Source organism: Pseudomonas sp. NPDC086566, assembly GCF_050280885.1.
Classification (GTDB): domain Bacteria; phylum Pseudomonadota; class Gammaproteobacteria; order Pseudomonadales; family Pseudomonadaceae; genus Aquipseudomonas; species Aquipseudomonas vlassakiae.
Window position 1 is genome coordinate 444684 of record NZ_JBNNWD010000002.1, and the last position, 15398, is coordinate 460081.

Consider the following 15398-nt stretch of genomic DNA (forward strand, 5'->3'; position numbering starts at 1 on the left):
AATCGTAACAAAAAATCATCTGCGAATACGAAACCTTCCCAAATGAATCTCAAGAGCGCCATGTACGACTTCACTCCTGTAGTCCGCGGCGGTAGCCGCCTGCACCCGCTTGCCTTCTTCGTTGCCGTCGCCTTCAGTGGCAGCGCCCTGGCTGCAGAAAGCCAGCCTCTGGAGTTGGAGGCCACGCAGATCGAGGACAGTGCGCTGGTATCCGCAGATGAAACCGGGCAGCTCGGCTACACGGTGGAAAGCACCCGCAGTTCCACCGGCCTGAACCTTACACCGCGGCAGACGCCACAGTCGGTCACCACCATCACCCGCCAGCAGATGGACGACCGCGATGTGCACTCCATCGAACAGGTGCTGGACACCACGCCAGGCGTAAGCGCCACCAAGTCCGAAGTCGGCGGGCGCACCGACTTCCGTGCCCGTGGCTACTCGATCAGCAACTGGAAAGTCGATGGCCTGCAGTTCCAGGGCGGCTCCGACTTCAGCGGTGGCGGCAACGCGCTGAACATGGACCTGTACGAACGCATCGACATCGTCCGCGGCGCCAATGGCCTGCTCGGCGGCACCGGCGACCCGTCGGCGACCGTCAACCTGATCCGCAAGGCACCGACCAAAACCTTCGGCGGCAGTGCTTACGCCACCTACGGCAGCTGGGACAAGCGCCGCCTGGGCGCCGACCTCAACCTGCCGCTGTCCGAAGATGGCCGCCTGCGTTCACGTTTCGTGATGACCCAGGGCGACGCCAACTCGTTCCGCGACAACCAGTCCGAGCGTTCGCGCGCGGCCCTGGCCAACTTCGAATTCGACATCGACGATGCCACCACCATCGGCGCCGGTTACCAGTACGAATACAACAAGGTGGTCGGTGGCGGCTGGGGCGCCAACATCCCGATCTGGTACAAGGACGGCAGCAAGACCGACCTGCCCCGCAGCACCAACGTGGTGCCGAGCTGGAGCTTCGGCGAATACACCACCCGCACCGCCTTCGGCTCGTTGGAGCACCGCTTCGACAACGACTGGACCCTGGACCTCAAGGCGGCCCAAAGCATGGCCGAAGTGCTCAACCACCGTGGCCTGGCCAAGGTCAACTCGGCGGGCCGTGGCAGCTACGGCGGCTACTGGGACCAGGATGGCAGCGGCGCAGTGCTCAACGGCCTGCACAGCTCCAGCGACACCACCCAACAGTCGGCGCAGATCGACCTGTCCGGCCCGTTCCAGCTATTCGGCCGCACCCACCAGGCCATGGTCGGCTACAACGACAGCCGCACGGTAGCCTGGTCGCCGGAATACAGCTGCACCATGGTCAGTGACGACCGCGTCAGCGCGCCCTCGGTCGGCTGCCAGTTCCGCGCCAACAACGGCTTCCCGCTCACCGACTGGCACAACGGCGTGGACAGCGACTACGACATGATCGCCTCGCGCACCGGCCGCCACAGCAAGACCACCACCCGCTTGCAGGGCATGTACGCGGCCACCCGCCTGAGCATTACCGACCCGCTGTCGGTGATCGTCGGGGTGCGCACCACCGATTACTCGGCAACCACCAACAGTGTCGCCGGCGTGCGCAGCAACCAGCAGAACAACGGCATCGTCACCCCATACCTGGGCGCCGTATACGACCTCAACGACACCTACTCGCTGTACGCCAGCTACACCGACATCTTCAACCCGCAGACGGCCGAGACCGAAAGCGGTACCAAGGTCGAGCCGATTCGCGGCCAGAGCTACGAGACCGGCATCAAGGGTGAGTGGCTGGACGGGCGCCTGAACGCCTCAGCGGCGTACTTCCGCACCAAGCAGCAGAACAAGGCGGTGCTCGACGACGGCCTGACCACGCCGACCGGGGGTGATGCCTACAAGGCCGGCACGGGCCAGGAAACCGACGGTATCGACCTGGAAATTGCAGGTGCGCTGACGCCGAACTGGAATGTGTACGCCGGTTATACCTACCTGCACTTTCGCCGCGTCGACAGCGACGGGCGCAGCGACCCGTCGCACCTGTTCAAGGCCTCGACCACTTATCGCCTGTCCGGCCCGCTGGACCGCCTGACCCTGGGTGCGGGCGTTAAAGCGCAGACCAACATCCGCGCAATTTCCAGCCCGGCCGGGCAGCCGGTGGATGGTGTGAGTGCGGGGGCGACCGATGTGAACTGGTCTGGTTATGCGATCTGGAATGCCATGGCCAAGTACCAGCTCACCGATGACACCACGGTGAGCCTCAATGTCGACAACCTGTTCGACAAGCACTACTACACCCAGTACGGGTTCTATGCCGGGGCGATTTACGGTGACCCGCGAAATATGTCGCTGACGGTCAGTACCGCGTTCTGATCGATTGGGGCCGCAAAGCGGCCCCTTTGCTAGGGCAGGGGATAGATCAGGCAATAGCGGATCAGGGCTTGTTCGACACTCTGCTTCTGCCGGACAACCAGTTCCACAGCGATGGTGTGGTCATCCTCGAAAATTTCGTAGAAGACCCGGTAGCCGTCGACATTGAGCTCCCGGTATTGCATCACTCCCAGGTCACTTGCCTGCGGGCTGACGGGTAGCCAACCGGGGCGGCCGACAACCGTTGTTCGATGCTGTCGACCAACGATGTGATCTTCTGCAGAGCGGTCTGCGTGCCGTGGTAAACGGCTAGATGATGGACCTGGTCTCGATGCTTTGCGAGGCGGAATCGGTAAAACACATGATTGGCCTGGTCATGCGCTACCGCTTACTCCCCGGAAAACTTGTTCAGCAGGCGCGCCTTCAGATCTTCGGCAGAACTGTGTTTGCCCTGTGCATATTCGCGTGAGCCCATGGCTAGCAGCTTGACCAGTGCAATGGCTTCATCACGTTGCTTTCGATCCGCGTAAGACTCGACGACGTAGGCTGGGGTGCCATTCTGTGTGACGATCATGGGCTCTGCGAGGTCAAGGTCTGCCGCGTGACGCTTCAGATAGCTGATGGTTTCGACTCTGATCTGAATGCCCTCGTTTACTTGATAGCGACATCGTAGTCTGAATTCAGACTGAACCGAGACCAAATATTCGATAGGCGCCCAGCCTCAGGCTGTGAACATGCGGCGGGGGCTATACCATAGTCTCTTCATCTGGCATTTCATCGGTAACCATCACTCGCACATGAGCGCCGCACGGGTCTTCCAGGCGTAAGCCAAAATAACGGGTATCGTTGTCATCCCAGAAAGCCTCGACCTGCGCCATGGAGGCATTGGCAAGCAGCACTTCGGCGTTGTGCTCCAGGATGATCGAGTAACGGATTTCGGCATTCATTGCAGAGGGGCTCGCAAGGGCGGATTGAGTAAACGGATGGGCGAGTAGATCGCGATGGCGATGCCATTATGCCCACCTGTGGATTCTCGATCTTCGCCGCTCGTCGCGCGGTGCCTCACAGCTTCCGCTCACCCGTGACGGGCCTGCTCGTTTTGCAAAGGTTTGTTCGAGCATTCAAGGCTACTCAGCCGCTCCTTGATGTATCGCCAGATTGGCGATACGGTCAAGCCATGTCTACCAAACACCTATTTCGCGGAAAGTATCCTATCGAGCTGAGGGAAGGGATCATCTGCCTCCCACGTGCACCTCACGGGAGGTGGGGTAGACGTGGTGATCAGTCTGGAAACCGTGACTGGTACCCAGGGCAGAGCGCCTGCCAAAGTGATGCAAAAGGCCCTAGCTTGGGTCGCGACCAATCAGGCCGATCTGTTGAAGGAATGGATGAAATGGCATCGATGAAACGTCCCCGCTTGCGAGCTGTTCAGCCTCGCCCAGGCGCCTGCCTCGAACTGACCTTTACCAACGGTCAACGGTTCACCCTGGATATGAACGACGCGTTTGGGGCTTATCCCGGGTTGGCGCCACTGGCTAAGCGTGAAGCATTCGAGGGTGTGGCGTTGGGTGATGGGGGGTGGTCTGTAGAATGGCCTGAGCTGGATATTCAGATTGGTGCCGACACTTTATTACTGGACGCTCTCGCCCAGACCGCTCCCGATGAGAACACCCGAATTTTCATTCGCTGGCGTCTACGACACAGGATGACCCTCGATCAGGCAGCCGAAGCGCTGGGGGTAAGTGCGCGCAGCATTAGCCGTTACAGCAGTGGACGGGAAGCGGTGCCGCGTACGTTGGCGCTGGCTTGTTTGGGTTGGGAGATGTTGGAGCAGAAAGCTGCTTGATAGGCGGTTGTTCCAATCATGAAAACAAAAAGGCCCACCTTTCGGTGAGCCTTTTGAGTACTGCGTATGGTGCGGCACCAGGAGTCGAACTCATCAATATCATGCTGATTTAACGAGTTTTTAGCATTTCGATATGTGGCACTATCCCTAAAGCTATCCTTTAAAGACAGTGCCGTCAGCCGTGGCAGCTATTGGCCCGCAGTCAGCCAATGGATTTGTACTTTAGATCGAGTTCTTTGAGAATCTCTTGAGAGAAGGTAGAAGAAGATGCGTCTAATTTTAATATGATGTCATAGAGGTGTTCATTATCTTCTCTACCATTCCATATTTTCTGATAGCTGCCATCTTTATAGCCGTTATTCTGTCTAAAAATATTAAGTATATTTTTAGACACATAGCCGACATATAAAGAATTCCAGTCTAGTTCGCATTTCTCCATTATCTTTTGCAGGATATTGAAGCTGCGCTGCCTGATAACTGAGGTTGCAGCGAGTAGCTCAAAAAGCGTCTGGGTTTCGACTGAACGTAGGTCGAAATTAATTTTGCCTATACTTAAAGTCTGGCTAAGATCGTTACATTCGGTTGCCATTAGTTTTGTGGCTGATTTAATATCGCCGGAAGTACTTATCAGCAGGTCGGAAAGGTAAAAGTGTAAAATGTCAGAAATCTCAATCTGGACTTGAGGGATGTCTGAAGTTTGTTTTTTCCACCATTTCCATCCGAAGTGGTCTAATGCTTCTGCTGACTCTACAAAAGCGGCTCGTAGGTACGGGAATTTTTTAGTCAGCCAGTCGCGATCTACTAGTGCATTGAGCTTGTACTGAAGGTCAAGCATTGTCTCAATTTGGCTGTCGTTAGGCTTTTTCACGATTATGAAATCCTTAAGAGATTATGACAGTAAATTTGTGCCAGGTACCTACGCCACTTGAGCGTTTAGATTTTTTTTCAGGATGGTCGTATAAAATCCCTACCCGATCCTGATTCAAACTAGCAAATAAGGCTGTTGCAACGCCGCATGGCTTTGTACCAATAGGGGCAATAAACATTTGGCTTTCTTCGGATAACGAGTTTTTAGTTTTCTCAAGCAATTCGTATGCTGCGCTCGGATCATTGGCCGCGCAGTAGGCTATATCGAAAGACTTTTCGCTTAAGCTTGGGAGGTGCGGTATGAAAGAATTTAGTTCCCATCCTGGTTTAAATGCAGGTACACCAAAGACGACTTTGATTTCCTTTGAAGAAATCATCTGGTATTCTTCGAGCGCACGCTCAAGCCTCTCGGGCTCATAGCCGAGAAAAAATACGCCCGCCTCAACATTCTCGCTTGATAAATCAACCACCGCATTAGGAATAGGTCTATATCCAACTATTTTATTGGATAGTGCAAAAGAATCCCCTCCCGGATGGACTGGTGTATAGTCTGCGGGCTCACCATAAATTATGTCGAATTCTTTAACGCCCAAGTTAATCACCGAGCGTATCGTGCAGAAGAGTTCGGCAAGTCCTAGTGTTGTTGCTTCAAATACAATTGGTGCGTCGATATAGTCTTTGATTATTTCTTCAGATATGTCTGCGCTGGCTTCCTGGGGGCCAACTTCAAGGCTCATGGTTTCGTATGAATATGAAACTTTCAGCCTTTCAGATGCTGTAGACTTATCTAACAATAACGCGATATCTCCGCGCTCATCTAGCGAAACGCCATGTAATAAAACGCAGCCTTTGGGAAGTTCTACGTCTTTGGCATCGCTATAGCGTGTAGTGAGTATTGTAGTTGTCATAGCCCAAGCCCGAGCTGGAGATTATCTTGCTGTTCAGATTTTCTATAAAGCGATACCGCAAGCTCGTTGTACTTGTCCTCGGTGCCCATTGATAATGTGTGAAAATCTTCAACTGAAAAGTCTACCTTGCGTTTACGACGGTAGCTAATCATAAAGTAAGGCGAGTAAATCGGATTCAACTGAAAGTCAGTGATGTCTGTGCTTACAGCGCTTTTAGCTTTTGTTTCCAACATTTCGATGAGGATTGCATACTTCAGCGCTTCAGAAATGAATAACATTTCTCCTGCGTCGAGTGATCTATTACCTGAGTTTATAGTGAATTGGTTCTGCTCTGGTTCACTCATGCTAGGTGCAGACTGAAGTGTTCTAAACACATTCCCCAAACGGAGAACAAAGCTACGCAATTGCTCTCCCGACTCACCGAATGTCTTTATTTCCCGAATTAGTTGGTCGGCAGCCTCATATGCGGCTCGTGCCTGGATGTCAATCGAGAATATGTCTGTACCCTCATCCTCCAGCTCACTCATTTCTAGTACTTTATAGGAAAGAATTAAGAAGTGGCGAAGATTTTTGTTGGACATCGATATGAATGTATCGAATCCACTATATAAAGGGCAGTATGTTCTGTAAGGTCTGTAAAGCTCAAGAATGGAGCCAAACAAGTTGTTGTGGATCCAGTTTGAGAATTTGCTTTCTTCGGATTTGCTGTATTTCTCTAGCTCATCAAGAACAAACTCTGCGGAGTTTGTATTTCGATTGAGTAGCGCTGGTAAGATAACCTTTGCTTCGGCGAGGTAGCCTGGCTTTAAGAAACTATCTACATCTAATTTTGTTTGCTTTCTCGAAAGTGCCTTTTCAATGCGCTCGCGTAGAATGTTTTTAATGCGATCTGTTTCAAAGGCATCTACTGCAAATTGTTTATGCTCTTTTGTTGGAAATCGCTTTCTTATTTCATCAATAACATTACTTTTGTAGGCTTTTTCACGGCGGCTCTCTAAAGAGTTCTGGTCGCGGACCAAAAGCAAGAGGTTGGAATCTTGTTTGCCAGCAGCTAGGTCGAGGTTTGCGAGGAATACCTCAGCGAAGAAGCAAGACCTTTCTGTGTCATCCATTAGATTATCGATGTAACACAGGTTGTAGTCATTAGTTGCAGTGATTGACTCTTTGCCGGTGGTTCGATTTTCGTCGGATAATTCTTTTGAGGTGAAATTTACAATAAGCGGTTGTTGGCTATGTCGTAAATATGTGTTTAGCACTCGTCTTTGATAGGGTACTAAATTTTCAACTTCATCAATGTAGATATAAAAGCAGCTTTTGGTCAGGCCTGGTGCTTTTCTAATGTCCGAAATTAACGAGTCTAAAAAGTCTTTGCCAGGTGGTAGAAGCGGGCGCGGGGCTGTGGATAGATTTGAAATCCATAGGCTAAACGCTTTTCTAGTTTTGTCTAGTGCTCTTTCCAATTCTTCAGGATTAGATGGGAAAGAGTAATCCTCTGCAGATGGAAAGGTTAACTTTTCTAAATCTTTGAGGTTGAACTCAGCGTATGAGCTTTGAGAAATACTTCTTAGAGAGCGAACTATTTCTCCGGCGATGGCTAGTGAGAAATAACAATTGAAAATGGTAGTCCACTCGGCTTCTTCAATGCCACGCAATCTCATGGAATTGCAAAATTGAGTATCGACACGCCAGTAGATCCCGATGTGCTCAATTTCGCTTTGGGGTATCTGCTGCCGGTTAGGAGAAAAAAGCGTATGGTAGTCGAGATATTTGAGCAGCATGGTTTTTCCACAACCACGCTTTCCGACCAAATAAGTCGACTTTGTTGCATCTTTAAGTGAAAGGCTATCAAAATAAGGTGGGACGAAGAATTTCCCCCATACGTCAGCTGCATGCTCTTCCGCACGGGTTTTAGCTAATATTGAGTGATCTATTATTGGTTGCATAATTATCTCTCGAATAGAGGTTCCCAGTTTGCGGAGCGCTTCCATAGCAACGGAAGAGTATTGTCAGGTATTCCATGTTCGTAAACTACCATCAACCCGCCCATGCCGGCATCGGACATGTCTGCACGAGCCAGTGTCTTCAAATATAGGTCGTAGGGGTCAACTTTATCGTACGGCCAGATTTTATTTTCAATCCAAAGTTCGCAAACTTTTTTAAAATTATCTTTTTCTGTGAGTAGCTCCCCGTAGAATACTTTTACATTGGGGAAATCTTTTGCGAGACGTTTTATAGCTTCTTCATGAGCGATAGCAAGGACAATTCCGCCTCTCTCGTGATTTCGCATTAGGTCGCCACATTGTACTAAAGTTTGTGATATCTGAGAGCCCGAAAAAGATCCATCGTCAACAATCAATAGGTATTCATCTTCTGGGAGCTTTCTGCTGTTGCAGTAAGTTTGATAGCTCTTGTCAATTCCGAAGTTAGAGTGTAGTGATCGTGCTATTAGCTCACCACTTTTTCCAGGAGGAGTTGTTCCTTCGGTCATAATTGGTGGGGCAAAATAAAAATATCTATTGCTGCGTAGGGGCTTTTTGTTTGAAAGTATTTCTTTCCAGTTGTAACCCGCTTCTGATTTTTCTGGGGGTTCAAAATGGAGTGCGGCCTCTTTCAGCGCCTGTCGGAGTGATGACTCAATCTGAGCAGAATTTCTGAATATAAGATTTTTTACAATAAGTAGTGCTAAGGTTTGCTCTTCCTGGCTTTTGAATTGTTTCAGCCATGTTCTTACTCGCTCCATTGTAAGCGGGTTGCGAATCTTAGTCGCGCAGAGCTTTCGTATTATTTCTTTGAGTTTTGTGTTGTCAGTTGGTGGTACGTCCATGTTTCTAATTCTCAATCTAAAAAGGGAAGTTTTCTAAATCACTTTTCGTTATGAATTTTGCACAGGCGCCGTGGATATGTGCTTGAAGCCAAGACTGCCCGTCTTCTGAGGTAAGAGCTCTGTATAGTTCCTCGGCAGGTCGGTTATCTGTGCGGAGAACGTATAAACAGTCGCTGATTGGAGCAAGTCCACTTTTGACAATTCTAATGCCACTTAGGATGTTTCTCCCTACGCGTGGTATTAGAATATCGCCAGGCTTGGCTATAACTTTGCTTGAAAGCTTTGCGTTGCTAGCGAATTCTTCAGAGAAATTTACTTCGCCAGGAATGCTCTGATCCTTTAGGTCAGTGGTGTGAAATATACACCATTCATTTTTTAGTGCTTCGCTGGTTGTAACGCTGCCTCTCAATACCGAGAGTGTGTGAGCGCTGTGTTTGGGGGCGTTTTTTTTGCTGTGACTTCGCCACTTGTAGTAGCTATAGTCCATTCTGCTTTTGGCTTCTTCTTGAGAAATCCAAATTGGATGTTCCATGCAACCGTCTTTGTTGCATCGATACAGCGCTATTTTCTTTGTTCCTGGCTTATTCTTCTCTAAGTTGAGAATGAATGTTTTGACTTCAGTACCCTTAAAAGCATTGTCGGGCAGCTCAACGATTTCGGTAATACAATGTTGTGATAGCAGTGCGTCTCTAATTGCGTAGTTACGTTCGCCAGAAATTATGCCAGACGGTATTATTATTCCAAGTTGCCCTTTATCTTTAAGGAGCCATAAATTTTGGGCGAGGAATAAAATGTCTGCCCCAACTTTTAATGCCTTGCTCGGTACTGGAAACCCTGCGCGACTGAGTAACGTGGAAAAATTAGGCTTCCAATCTGCAGCGATGAACGGGGGGTTGCAGACGGCTAAGTCCGCGACTCCGCTGGGGAGGCCGATGAGCTCCTCAAGCTGTGGGCTCAATGCATCGGCGCAGTAATGGTGGTGATCTGAAGGCTGGTAAAAAGGCGAGCGCGACAGCATTGGATCTATATCCACTGATATGCAGCGTGCATCAGGCCAACGACCGTTGACAGCTGACAGCAGGGCTCCACCTCCCACCCCTAGCTCCAAGGCGACACTCACGGCATCCTCTTGGAAACGATTCACTAGAAGCGATCCATAGGCTGCGTCAGTGAAATACTGGCCGTGTCGCTTCTTTTTTTCCTGTGCCTGCATTCAGCGACCGCTCTAGCGAAAATATGCATGTTACATCCTATGCAGCGCTGGCAGCACTACGCCCTACCGAGTTTTTTGGATCATTTGATGAGCTAGACAACTGACTTGCCTATCCCCACGTCATCCCGCCAAGAATGCTGAGTGTTATCAGGGATCAAGGCCCCTGCGACCTGTGGGGATGTCCTCTAGCGCGGGACTGGCGGCTCCTTACGTCCGGGAGCAAGGGCATCTCATGATCTGGCCTCCTGAGCACCGTTACCGGTGGGCGGGCGGAGGCTGCATTGGCTGACGAGACCAGTGCCGCGAGATCCTGAGCCAGGTGCAAGCAGCAATGCGATGACCGGGGCATACCTGACTGTCAGTCAGGTGCAGTCCATTCCTTGGTCTGCGGCACCATCATCTACAGCGCTGTTGCTTGTGGCATCGGCGTTTGTCACGCCGATTGTCACGAGGGGAATTGCCGCAAAGCCATGTGCGATCAGGGCTGCAGCAGTTCTAGAAGTGCCCGTCTCTTTCCAGAAGAAAGAGACGGGCACAGGTTGGCGCAATAGGCGGCCAAGCGGATAGGTTGCTGCAGGGCAGCGAGGTACGGTCTGTCTGGCGCACGAGGGCCATATGTGTAAGAGCATCCATCACATGGGTAGTGACCGGGCGAGCTGCCGGATGCGAATCGCCCTTGGGGAGAACCACCGCCAGAGCGGCGTGACCTTTAAGGTTCGGGTCACCTGGGGTGCTGTCATCGACAGCGTTTGCAACTCCCGGTCTACGCCTGTGGACAATGTTCGTCAAGCAAAGCGATTTCAGGGATTTAGCGCCTGTGGATAAAACTATCCCCCGGTGGACATCAGTGGTTTTCCACAGACGTACTCTGTGCCAGCAGTTTTTTTCCAAGGTATGGTCCATTCAAACGGGGCGGCTATGCAGCCCCGTTTGAATGGACCCGCGCGGAGGAGCTTCATGCGGTGCTGTGGGTAACTTCACAGCGAGTTGAGGTGGTGGTGCGGCGGGTTACTCGGTCCTCTTGGCACTGCGCAGGCGCGTGACGTTCTCGCCCGTCTGCTTGGCAAACTCGTGCGGCGTCACATGGTCCTCGCGGTTCGCCTCCAGAAACCGGCTCCACCAGGTCATGATCATCCGGCGTTCTTCGAGGAACTCGGCCTTGTGGGTATAGGCGGCGCGCACGTTGTTGCGTTCCTTGTGGCTCATCTGCCGCTCGATAGCTGTCTCCGACCACAGCCCGGATTCGACCAGCGCACTGCACGCCATGGCTCGGAACCCGTGGCCGCAGATATCCACCTTGGTGTCATAGCCCATCGTCCTGAGCGCGGCATTCACCGTGTTCTCGGACATCGGTTTCCACGGTTTGGCATCTCCCGCGAACACCAGCTCGAACTTGCCGGTGATCGCGTGGATCTGCTCAAGCAAGGCCACTGCTTGCGGCGATAAGGGTACAACGTGAATGTCCCCGGCCATCTTCGTACCCCTTGTGGAAAAGGGTACTCCGTCCAGCGCCGGGCGGGTGTCGGGGATCTCCCAGATGCCACGCTTGAGGTCAAACTCGTTCCAACGGGCGAAGCGCAGTTCACTGGAGCGCACGAACACGTGCAGCGATAGCATCACCGTGAGGCGCGTGAGCGGGCGACCTTTGTAGCCGTCGATACGCGCCTGTAGCTCAGGCAACCGCGATAAGGGTAGTGCGGGTCGATGTGTAACCCGTGGCGTTTTGATCGAGCCATCGAGATCGTGAGCCGGGTTCGCCGTGATCAGTCGCAGCCGTTTGGCTTCGCGCATGATGCTTTGCAGGTAGTTCTTGATCCTGAGCGCCACGTCGATGGTGCCGCGCTTCGTCACAGCCTCCAGTGGCTGCATGAGGTCGTGGGTGTCCAACTCAACGATTGCCCTGGCACCTAACAAAGGGAATACGTGAGTCTTCAACCGGCTGAGCACAGTCTTAGCATGGCCCGGCGCCCACTTCGGCACCATCCCGGCATACCAATCGAGCGCAACGCTTTCGAAGGTGCGGCCATTGATCACGGCTTGCACCTTGGCCTGCTGCTTGGACTGAATAGGGTCAATGACGTTGGCGAGTTGCTGTTTGAGGTCGAAGCGCTTGCGGCGAGCGTCAGCCAGCCCGACCACTGGATAATTGCCGAATGAGGTCAGGCCCTCGCGGCCATCGGGCTTCACGTACCTGAGCCGCCAGCCTTTGCGACCGTTGGGCTTCACGAGCAGGTAAAGGCCATCGCCGTCAAAAAGCTTGTACTCACGTTCGCGAGCCTTTGCAGTGCGGCAGGCGTTGTCGGTGAGGGGAGCCGTTGTGCGAGCCATAAGGGTACTTTCCAATGTCGAATTGGTAGGTATCCTTAAAAGTACCCTTATTAGCGCTGGCTACCCTCGGAATCCGACGGAACGCCAAAACGAAAAAACCCGCCAGAAGGCGGGTTTTTCGGGGGTTCCAGAGATTTTGAAAGCTTTCTATGGAACCTTGAATGGTGCCGGCACCAGGAATCGAACCCGGGACCTACTGATTACAAGTCAGTTGCTCTACCATCTGAGCTATACCGGCAATGGGGCGTCATTATAACGATCGGTTGGCGCCTGTAAACCACTTCCTTGCGAAAGCGTGCAAATAGCCTAAGTCACCGGCCCAAAAGGATATTTTCTTACCAGCCGCGATGGATGGTATTGACGTTCGGCTCGGTCTTGCCCGGGTTGAAAAACAGCTTGTCGTTGTCGCAGCCGCGCTTGCGGCACGGGCTTTCGACGCGCAGGGGCAGGCCGTTGTCGCCGCCCAGCTGCATGCCGGGGGTGTTCCAGTCTAGGTTGCTGGCAGGGCGCGGCGCAGGATCGCTGGCACAGGCGCCCAGGGTCAGGGTGAAGGCGAGCAGGGCAAGGGGTTTGGCTTGGGTCACGATGGGGTAGTCCGTTAGTCCAGTGTCGATTCTGGCGCAACGCCAGACGGTCGCAGGGCTGGCGGGCAGCGTGCGACGTAGCTTTTTAATGATTTGGGGGCGGATGATACACCGTCGGGCCTCTTCGCGGGTGAACCCGCTCCCACAGGGACCGTGGTGATTTTGTGAGGGAAGTCTGAACTTGAGACCAAATGCTTCAGGATTGGAGTATTTGGGAATTATCCTACGCGCGCAGTCGACCGTTCACTGTTGGCGGGGAAATGCCCCGGGGCTAACGTTCTCGGGTCGCCAAAACTGGTGACCGGGTGTGAGAACCCGCTTTGAATGTAGCGGCTGCGTTATGGCGACCGTGCGCGGGCAGATTTCGGTCTGGCCGAGCTTCCTATGTTCACTCGGTTTCTCACCCCGTGTACGGTTGCCGCCTTTGTTCCGTGAGAAAGAATGAGAGTGGCAATCCCTTTTTGAACATAGGGATTTCCATTATGAAAAAGATCGTTCCAGATCCATCTCGTTTTTTAATCCAAACCCCGTATTTCTCCGTCCACAGCGACATCTCCTCCGAAGATGCCATCACCCATGGTGCCGAGCTCATCCGCGGCGTCGCCGAAACCATCGATGAACACTGCCGCCTTCACGCTGGTGAACCTGGTTTGAACACGCTGGCAAACGCCGCCTTTGCGGCCGAATCGGCACTTATCCTGTTCCAGCATGCGTTGGCGAGCATGAGCGATGAAGAGGGGCAGGCGCATGAGTGATACTGCTAAAACCATCGTCACAGCAGGCGTAGAGACCTTCCTTGAAGCAGGAAACCCGACTGTGGACCTGCTACGCGTGCAACCGGGTATCCCGATCGATCATGCCTACGAGCATGTGTCGGTGTTGCTCGGCTATATCAAGCACCTTGTGCGCGAGGGGGATATGGAGGATGACCACAAGCTCTTGGGCGCTGCGGATTACCTGCTGGCCCTGGCCAAGGCGCTGATGAACGATATCGAGATTGCCAAGAACAAGGTGCATTGATTCGAGGGCCCTTTCGCGGGCGCGCCCGCTCCCACAGGGGGCCTATTGCCTAATCGAATTTTTGTTTATGCACAAGAGGCATTGCCGCCGTGCGCGAAAGGCATGCCGCCTCCGCGTACCGCCTGTCTTTGCGCAAACACCTGTTTTTACTGGGCTTGAGGCCCATACTGGAATAAGCCAGACGCTTGACATAGCGCTTGGCTCCATCCAGTCATCAAAAGCTTGTTCACAGAGTTATCCACAGGTTGTCCTGCGGCTAACAGTCACGTTCGGCAAGCAGCAGCAGGTTGCGTGGGGTGAGTGGGTAATCGCAGAAAGTACCCAAGCGCACGGAGTAGCCCTGTTCTTCGAGGAACAGGGCGCGATCGAGCACCAGCCAGAGTTCCAGCGGGCGGCGGAACAGGTTGCGCAGGCGTTCGAGGTTGCGCACCTCGGCCAGGCGTTGCCAGCCAGCCGCCTCCAGCGCCGCCCAGTCCGGATTACCCCTCAGCTCGACTTCGCGCAGCTCGGCCAACTCACGGCAGTACTGCTCGAAAGGCTTGTCCAGCCAGGCGATCGGCAGCGAAGGGGTGGACAGGTATTGATCACACTGGCGCTGTTCGCGCTGCAGCAGGTCGAAGCCCAGGCGCCGGGCCATGGAGCAGTCGCGCTGATGGCGCACGCGGGCGCTGGCGGTGACGGCTTCGTTCAGCGGCAGGCCCAGGTCGATCATGCTCAGCTGCAGCGGGGAGTTCTGCGCGGCTGTGGATAACGGCTGATAATGCTCACCCGGTATGCGGTTGTAACAGCAAGGGGCCACGGCCAGGTGGCGGCAGCCTTGCTCGCTGGCCTGGCGCAGCAGGTGCACGTGCAGTTCGCCGCACGCGTGCAGGGCGACCACGCTTTTCTCGTGGTTCAGGTGTTGGGTGCTGCTGGCAGCCATCACATCCTGGTGCACATGGGTCGCGGGCAGGTGATGGTGATCGCTCAGGGCCTGGCCGGCGGCCACCAGCTCAGGGTTGTATTCCAGGCAGGTGAGCTGCTGGCCGGGTTGTAGCAGACGGCGGCCGAGGTGGCCTTTGCCGGAGCACCAGTCGAGCCAGTGACGGGTCTGCTCGCGAAAGCCCAGGCGGCGGCTGAAGGCTTCGATCTGTTGCCATTTGCGGCCGGGCACGGCGACGTCGAGGCGGTGGCCGGCGATGGGCAGACCGGTGTCGGGGAGTTCGCCCAGGGCTGAAAGTTGCCCGGCTCGTGCGGCCAGTTGCGGGAATGGAGTGGGCAGGGCTTGCGGTTCGATGTCGGCTTCGGCGTCGGCCAGGGTGCACTGGCGCAGGTGGGCGGCGAGTGCGGGGTATTCGGTTTCCCAGTCCAGGCGCAGGGCGGTGAAGGGCCGGGGTTTCCACAGCGACTGGTGCTCGGTCAGGAACTGGTCGAGGGCCTGGAAGCGGTCGTGCAACTGGTGGCTGTGGAGGTAGGTGGACATGGGTGGGGC

At 53.9% G+C, this 15398-nt stretch carries 15 protein-coding genes, 1 tRNA gene and 1 pseudogene; 5 read left to right on the top strand and 12 right to left on the bottom strand.

Translation table 11 applies throughout. The annotated features are described in order from the left end of the window. Positions 1-42: 42 nt before the first annotated feature. A complete protein-coding gene (locus ACQKPS_RS06240) occupies positions 43-2340 on the top strand; it encodes a TonB-dependent siderophore receptor (protein ID WP_427603199.1) in 2298 nt (765 codons plus the stop codon). Positions 2341-2369: 29 nt separating this feature from the next. Here ACQKPS_RS06240 and ACQKPS_RS06245 read toward each other — a convergent pair. The 3 genes and pseudogenes from ACQKPS_RS06245 to ACQKPS_RS06255 form a co-directional block, all read right to left on the bottom strand. Continuing rightward, positions 2370-2715, bottom strand: a pseudogene (locus ACQKPS_RS06245) (type II toxin-antitoxin system RelE/ParE family toxin). Between the two features lie 10 nt (positions 2716-2725). Next, entirely contained in the window at positions 2726-2974 is a 249-nt protein-coding gene (locus ACQKPS_RS06250) for a type II toxin-antitoxin system Phd/YefM family antitoxin (protein WP_427603347.1), read from the bottom strand. Positions 2975-3083: 109 nt separating this feature from the next. Continuing rightward, positions 3084-3284, bottom strand: a complete 201-nt coding sequence (locus ACQKPS_RS06255) for a hypothetical protein (RefSeq protein ID WP_427603201.1) — start codon at positions 3282-3284, stop codon at positions 3084-3086. Positions 3285-3584: 300 nt separating this feature from the next. On the opposite strand from ACQKPS_RS06255, the gene ACQKPS_RS06260 reads away from it, so the two are divergent. Together ACQKPS_RS06260 and ACQKPS_RS06265 are read left to right on the top strand one after the other, a co-directional pair. Next, positions 3585-3743, top strand: a complete 159-nt coding sequence (locus ACQKPS_RS06260) for a DUF4160 domain-containing protein (RefSeq protein ID WP_427603203.1) — start codon at positions 3585-3587, stop codon at positions 3741-3743. After that, entirely contained in the window at positions 3731-4183 is a 453-nt protein-coding gene (locus ACQKPS_RS06265) for a DUF2442 domain-containing protein (RefSeq protein ID WP_283723369.1), read from the top strand. Before ACQKPS_RS06260 ends, ACQKPS_RS06265 begins: the two co-directional genes overlap by 13 nt. 202 nt (positions 4184-4385) lie before the next feature. Here ACQKPS_RS06265 and ACQKPS_RS06270 read toward each other — a convergent pair whose 3' ends face one another. From ACQKPS_RS06270 to ACQKPS_RS06305, 8 genes are all read right to left on the bottom strand, one after another. Next, a complete protein-coding gene (locus ACQKPS_RS06270) occupies positions 4386-5051 on the bottom strand; it encodes a dUTP diphosphatase (RefSeq protein WP_227696669.1) in 666 nt (221 codons plus the stop codon). A gap of 13 nt (positions 5052-5064) precedes the next feature. Continuing rightward, positions 5065-5958: a hypothetical protein gene (locus ACQKPS_RS06275; protein WP_227696670.1), complete on the bottom strand. Its 894-nt coding sequence runs from the start codon at positions 5956-5958 to the stop codon at positions 5065-5067. Continuing rightward, positions 5955-7901, bottom strand: a complete 1947-nt coding sequence (locus ACQKPS_RS06280) for a hypothetical protein (RefSeq protein ID WP_227696671.1) — start codon at positions 7899-7901, stop codon at positions 5955-5957. The genes ACQKPS_RS06275 and ACQKPS_RS06280 overlap by 4 nt, the downstream gene beginning before the upstream one ends. 2 nt (positions 7902-7903) lie before the next feature. Then, the gene (locus ACQKPS_RS06285) at positions 7904-8782 is read right to left on the bottom strand and encodes a phosphoribosyltransferase-like protein (RefSeq protein ID WP_227696672.1); all 879 of its coding nucleotides are present in this window, start codon (positions 8780-8782) and stop codon (positions 7904-7906) included. 16 nt (positions 8783-8798) lie between these two features. Further along, the gene (locus ACQKPS_RS06290; protein WP_227696674.1) at positions 8799-9995 is read right to left on the bottom strand and encodes an N-6 DNA methylase; all 1197 of its coding nucleotides are present in this window, start codon (positions 9993-9995) and stop codon (positions 8799-8801) included. 1008 nt (positions 9996-11003) lie between these two features. Further along, on the bottom strand, positions 11004-12323 hold the full coding sequence (locus ACQKPS_RS06295; protein WP_427603207.1) for a tyrosine-type recombinase/integrase: 1320 nt from the start codon (positions 12321-12323) through the stop codon (positions 11004-11006). A 162-nt stretch (positions 12324-12485) separates the two neighbouring features. Beyond that, a tRNA-Thr gene (locus ACQKPS_RS06300) sits at positions 12486-12561 on the bottom strand. Between the two features lie 97 nt (positions 12562-12658). Beyond that, positions 12659-12907 (bottom strand): hypothetical protein, encoded by a 249-nt coding sequence (locus tag ACQKPS_RS06305; RefSeq protein WP_254481862.1) that lies wholly within the window; start codon positions 12905-12907, stop codon positions 12659-12661. A gap of 482 nt (positions 12908-13389) precedes the next feature. On the opposite strand from ACQKPS_RS06305, the gene ACQKPS_RS06310 reads away from it, so the two are divergent. Together ACQKPS_RS06310 and ACQKPS_RS06315 are read left to right on the top strand one after the other, a co-directional pair. Further along, positions 13390-13662, top strand: a complete 273-nt coding sequence (locus ACQKPS_RS06310; RefSeq protein WP_427603210.1) for a hypothetical protein — start codon at positions 13390-13392, stop codon at positions 13660-13662. Beyond that, a complete protein-coding gene (locus ACQKPS_RS06315) occupies positions 13655-13927 on the top strand; it encodes a DUF3077 domain-containing protein (protein ID WP_427603212.1) in 273 nt (90 codons plus the stop codon). Before ACQKPS_RS06310 ends, ACQKPS_RS06315 begins: the two co-directional genes overlap by 8 nt. Before the next feature lie 256 nt (positions 13928-14183). On the opposite strand, the gene ACQKPS_RS06320 is transcribed toward ACQKPS_RS06315, so the two are convergent. Continuing rightward, positions 14184-15389, bottom strand: coding sequence for a methyltransferase (locus ACQKPS_RS06320; protein ID WP_427603214.1), 1206 nt, complete (start codon positions 15387-15389; stop codon positions 14184-14186). Positions 15390-15398 lie beyond the last annotated feature (9 nt).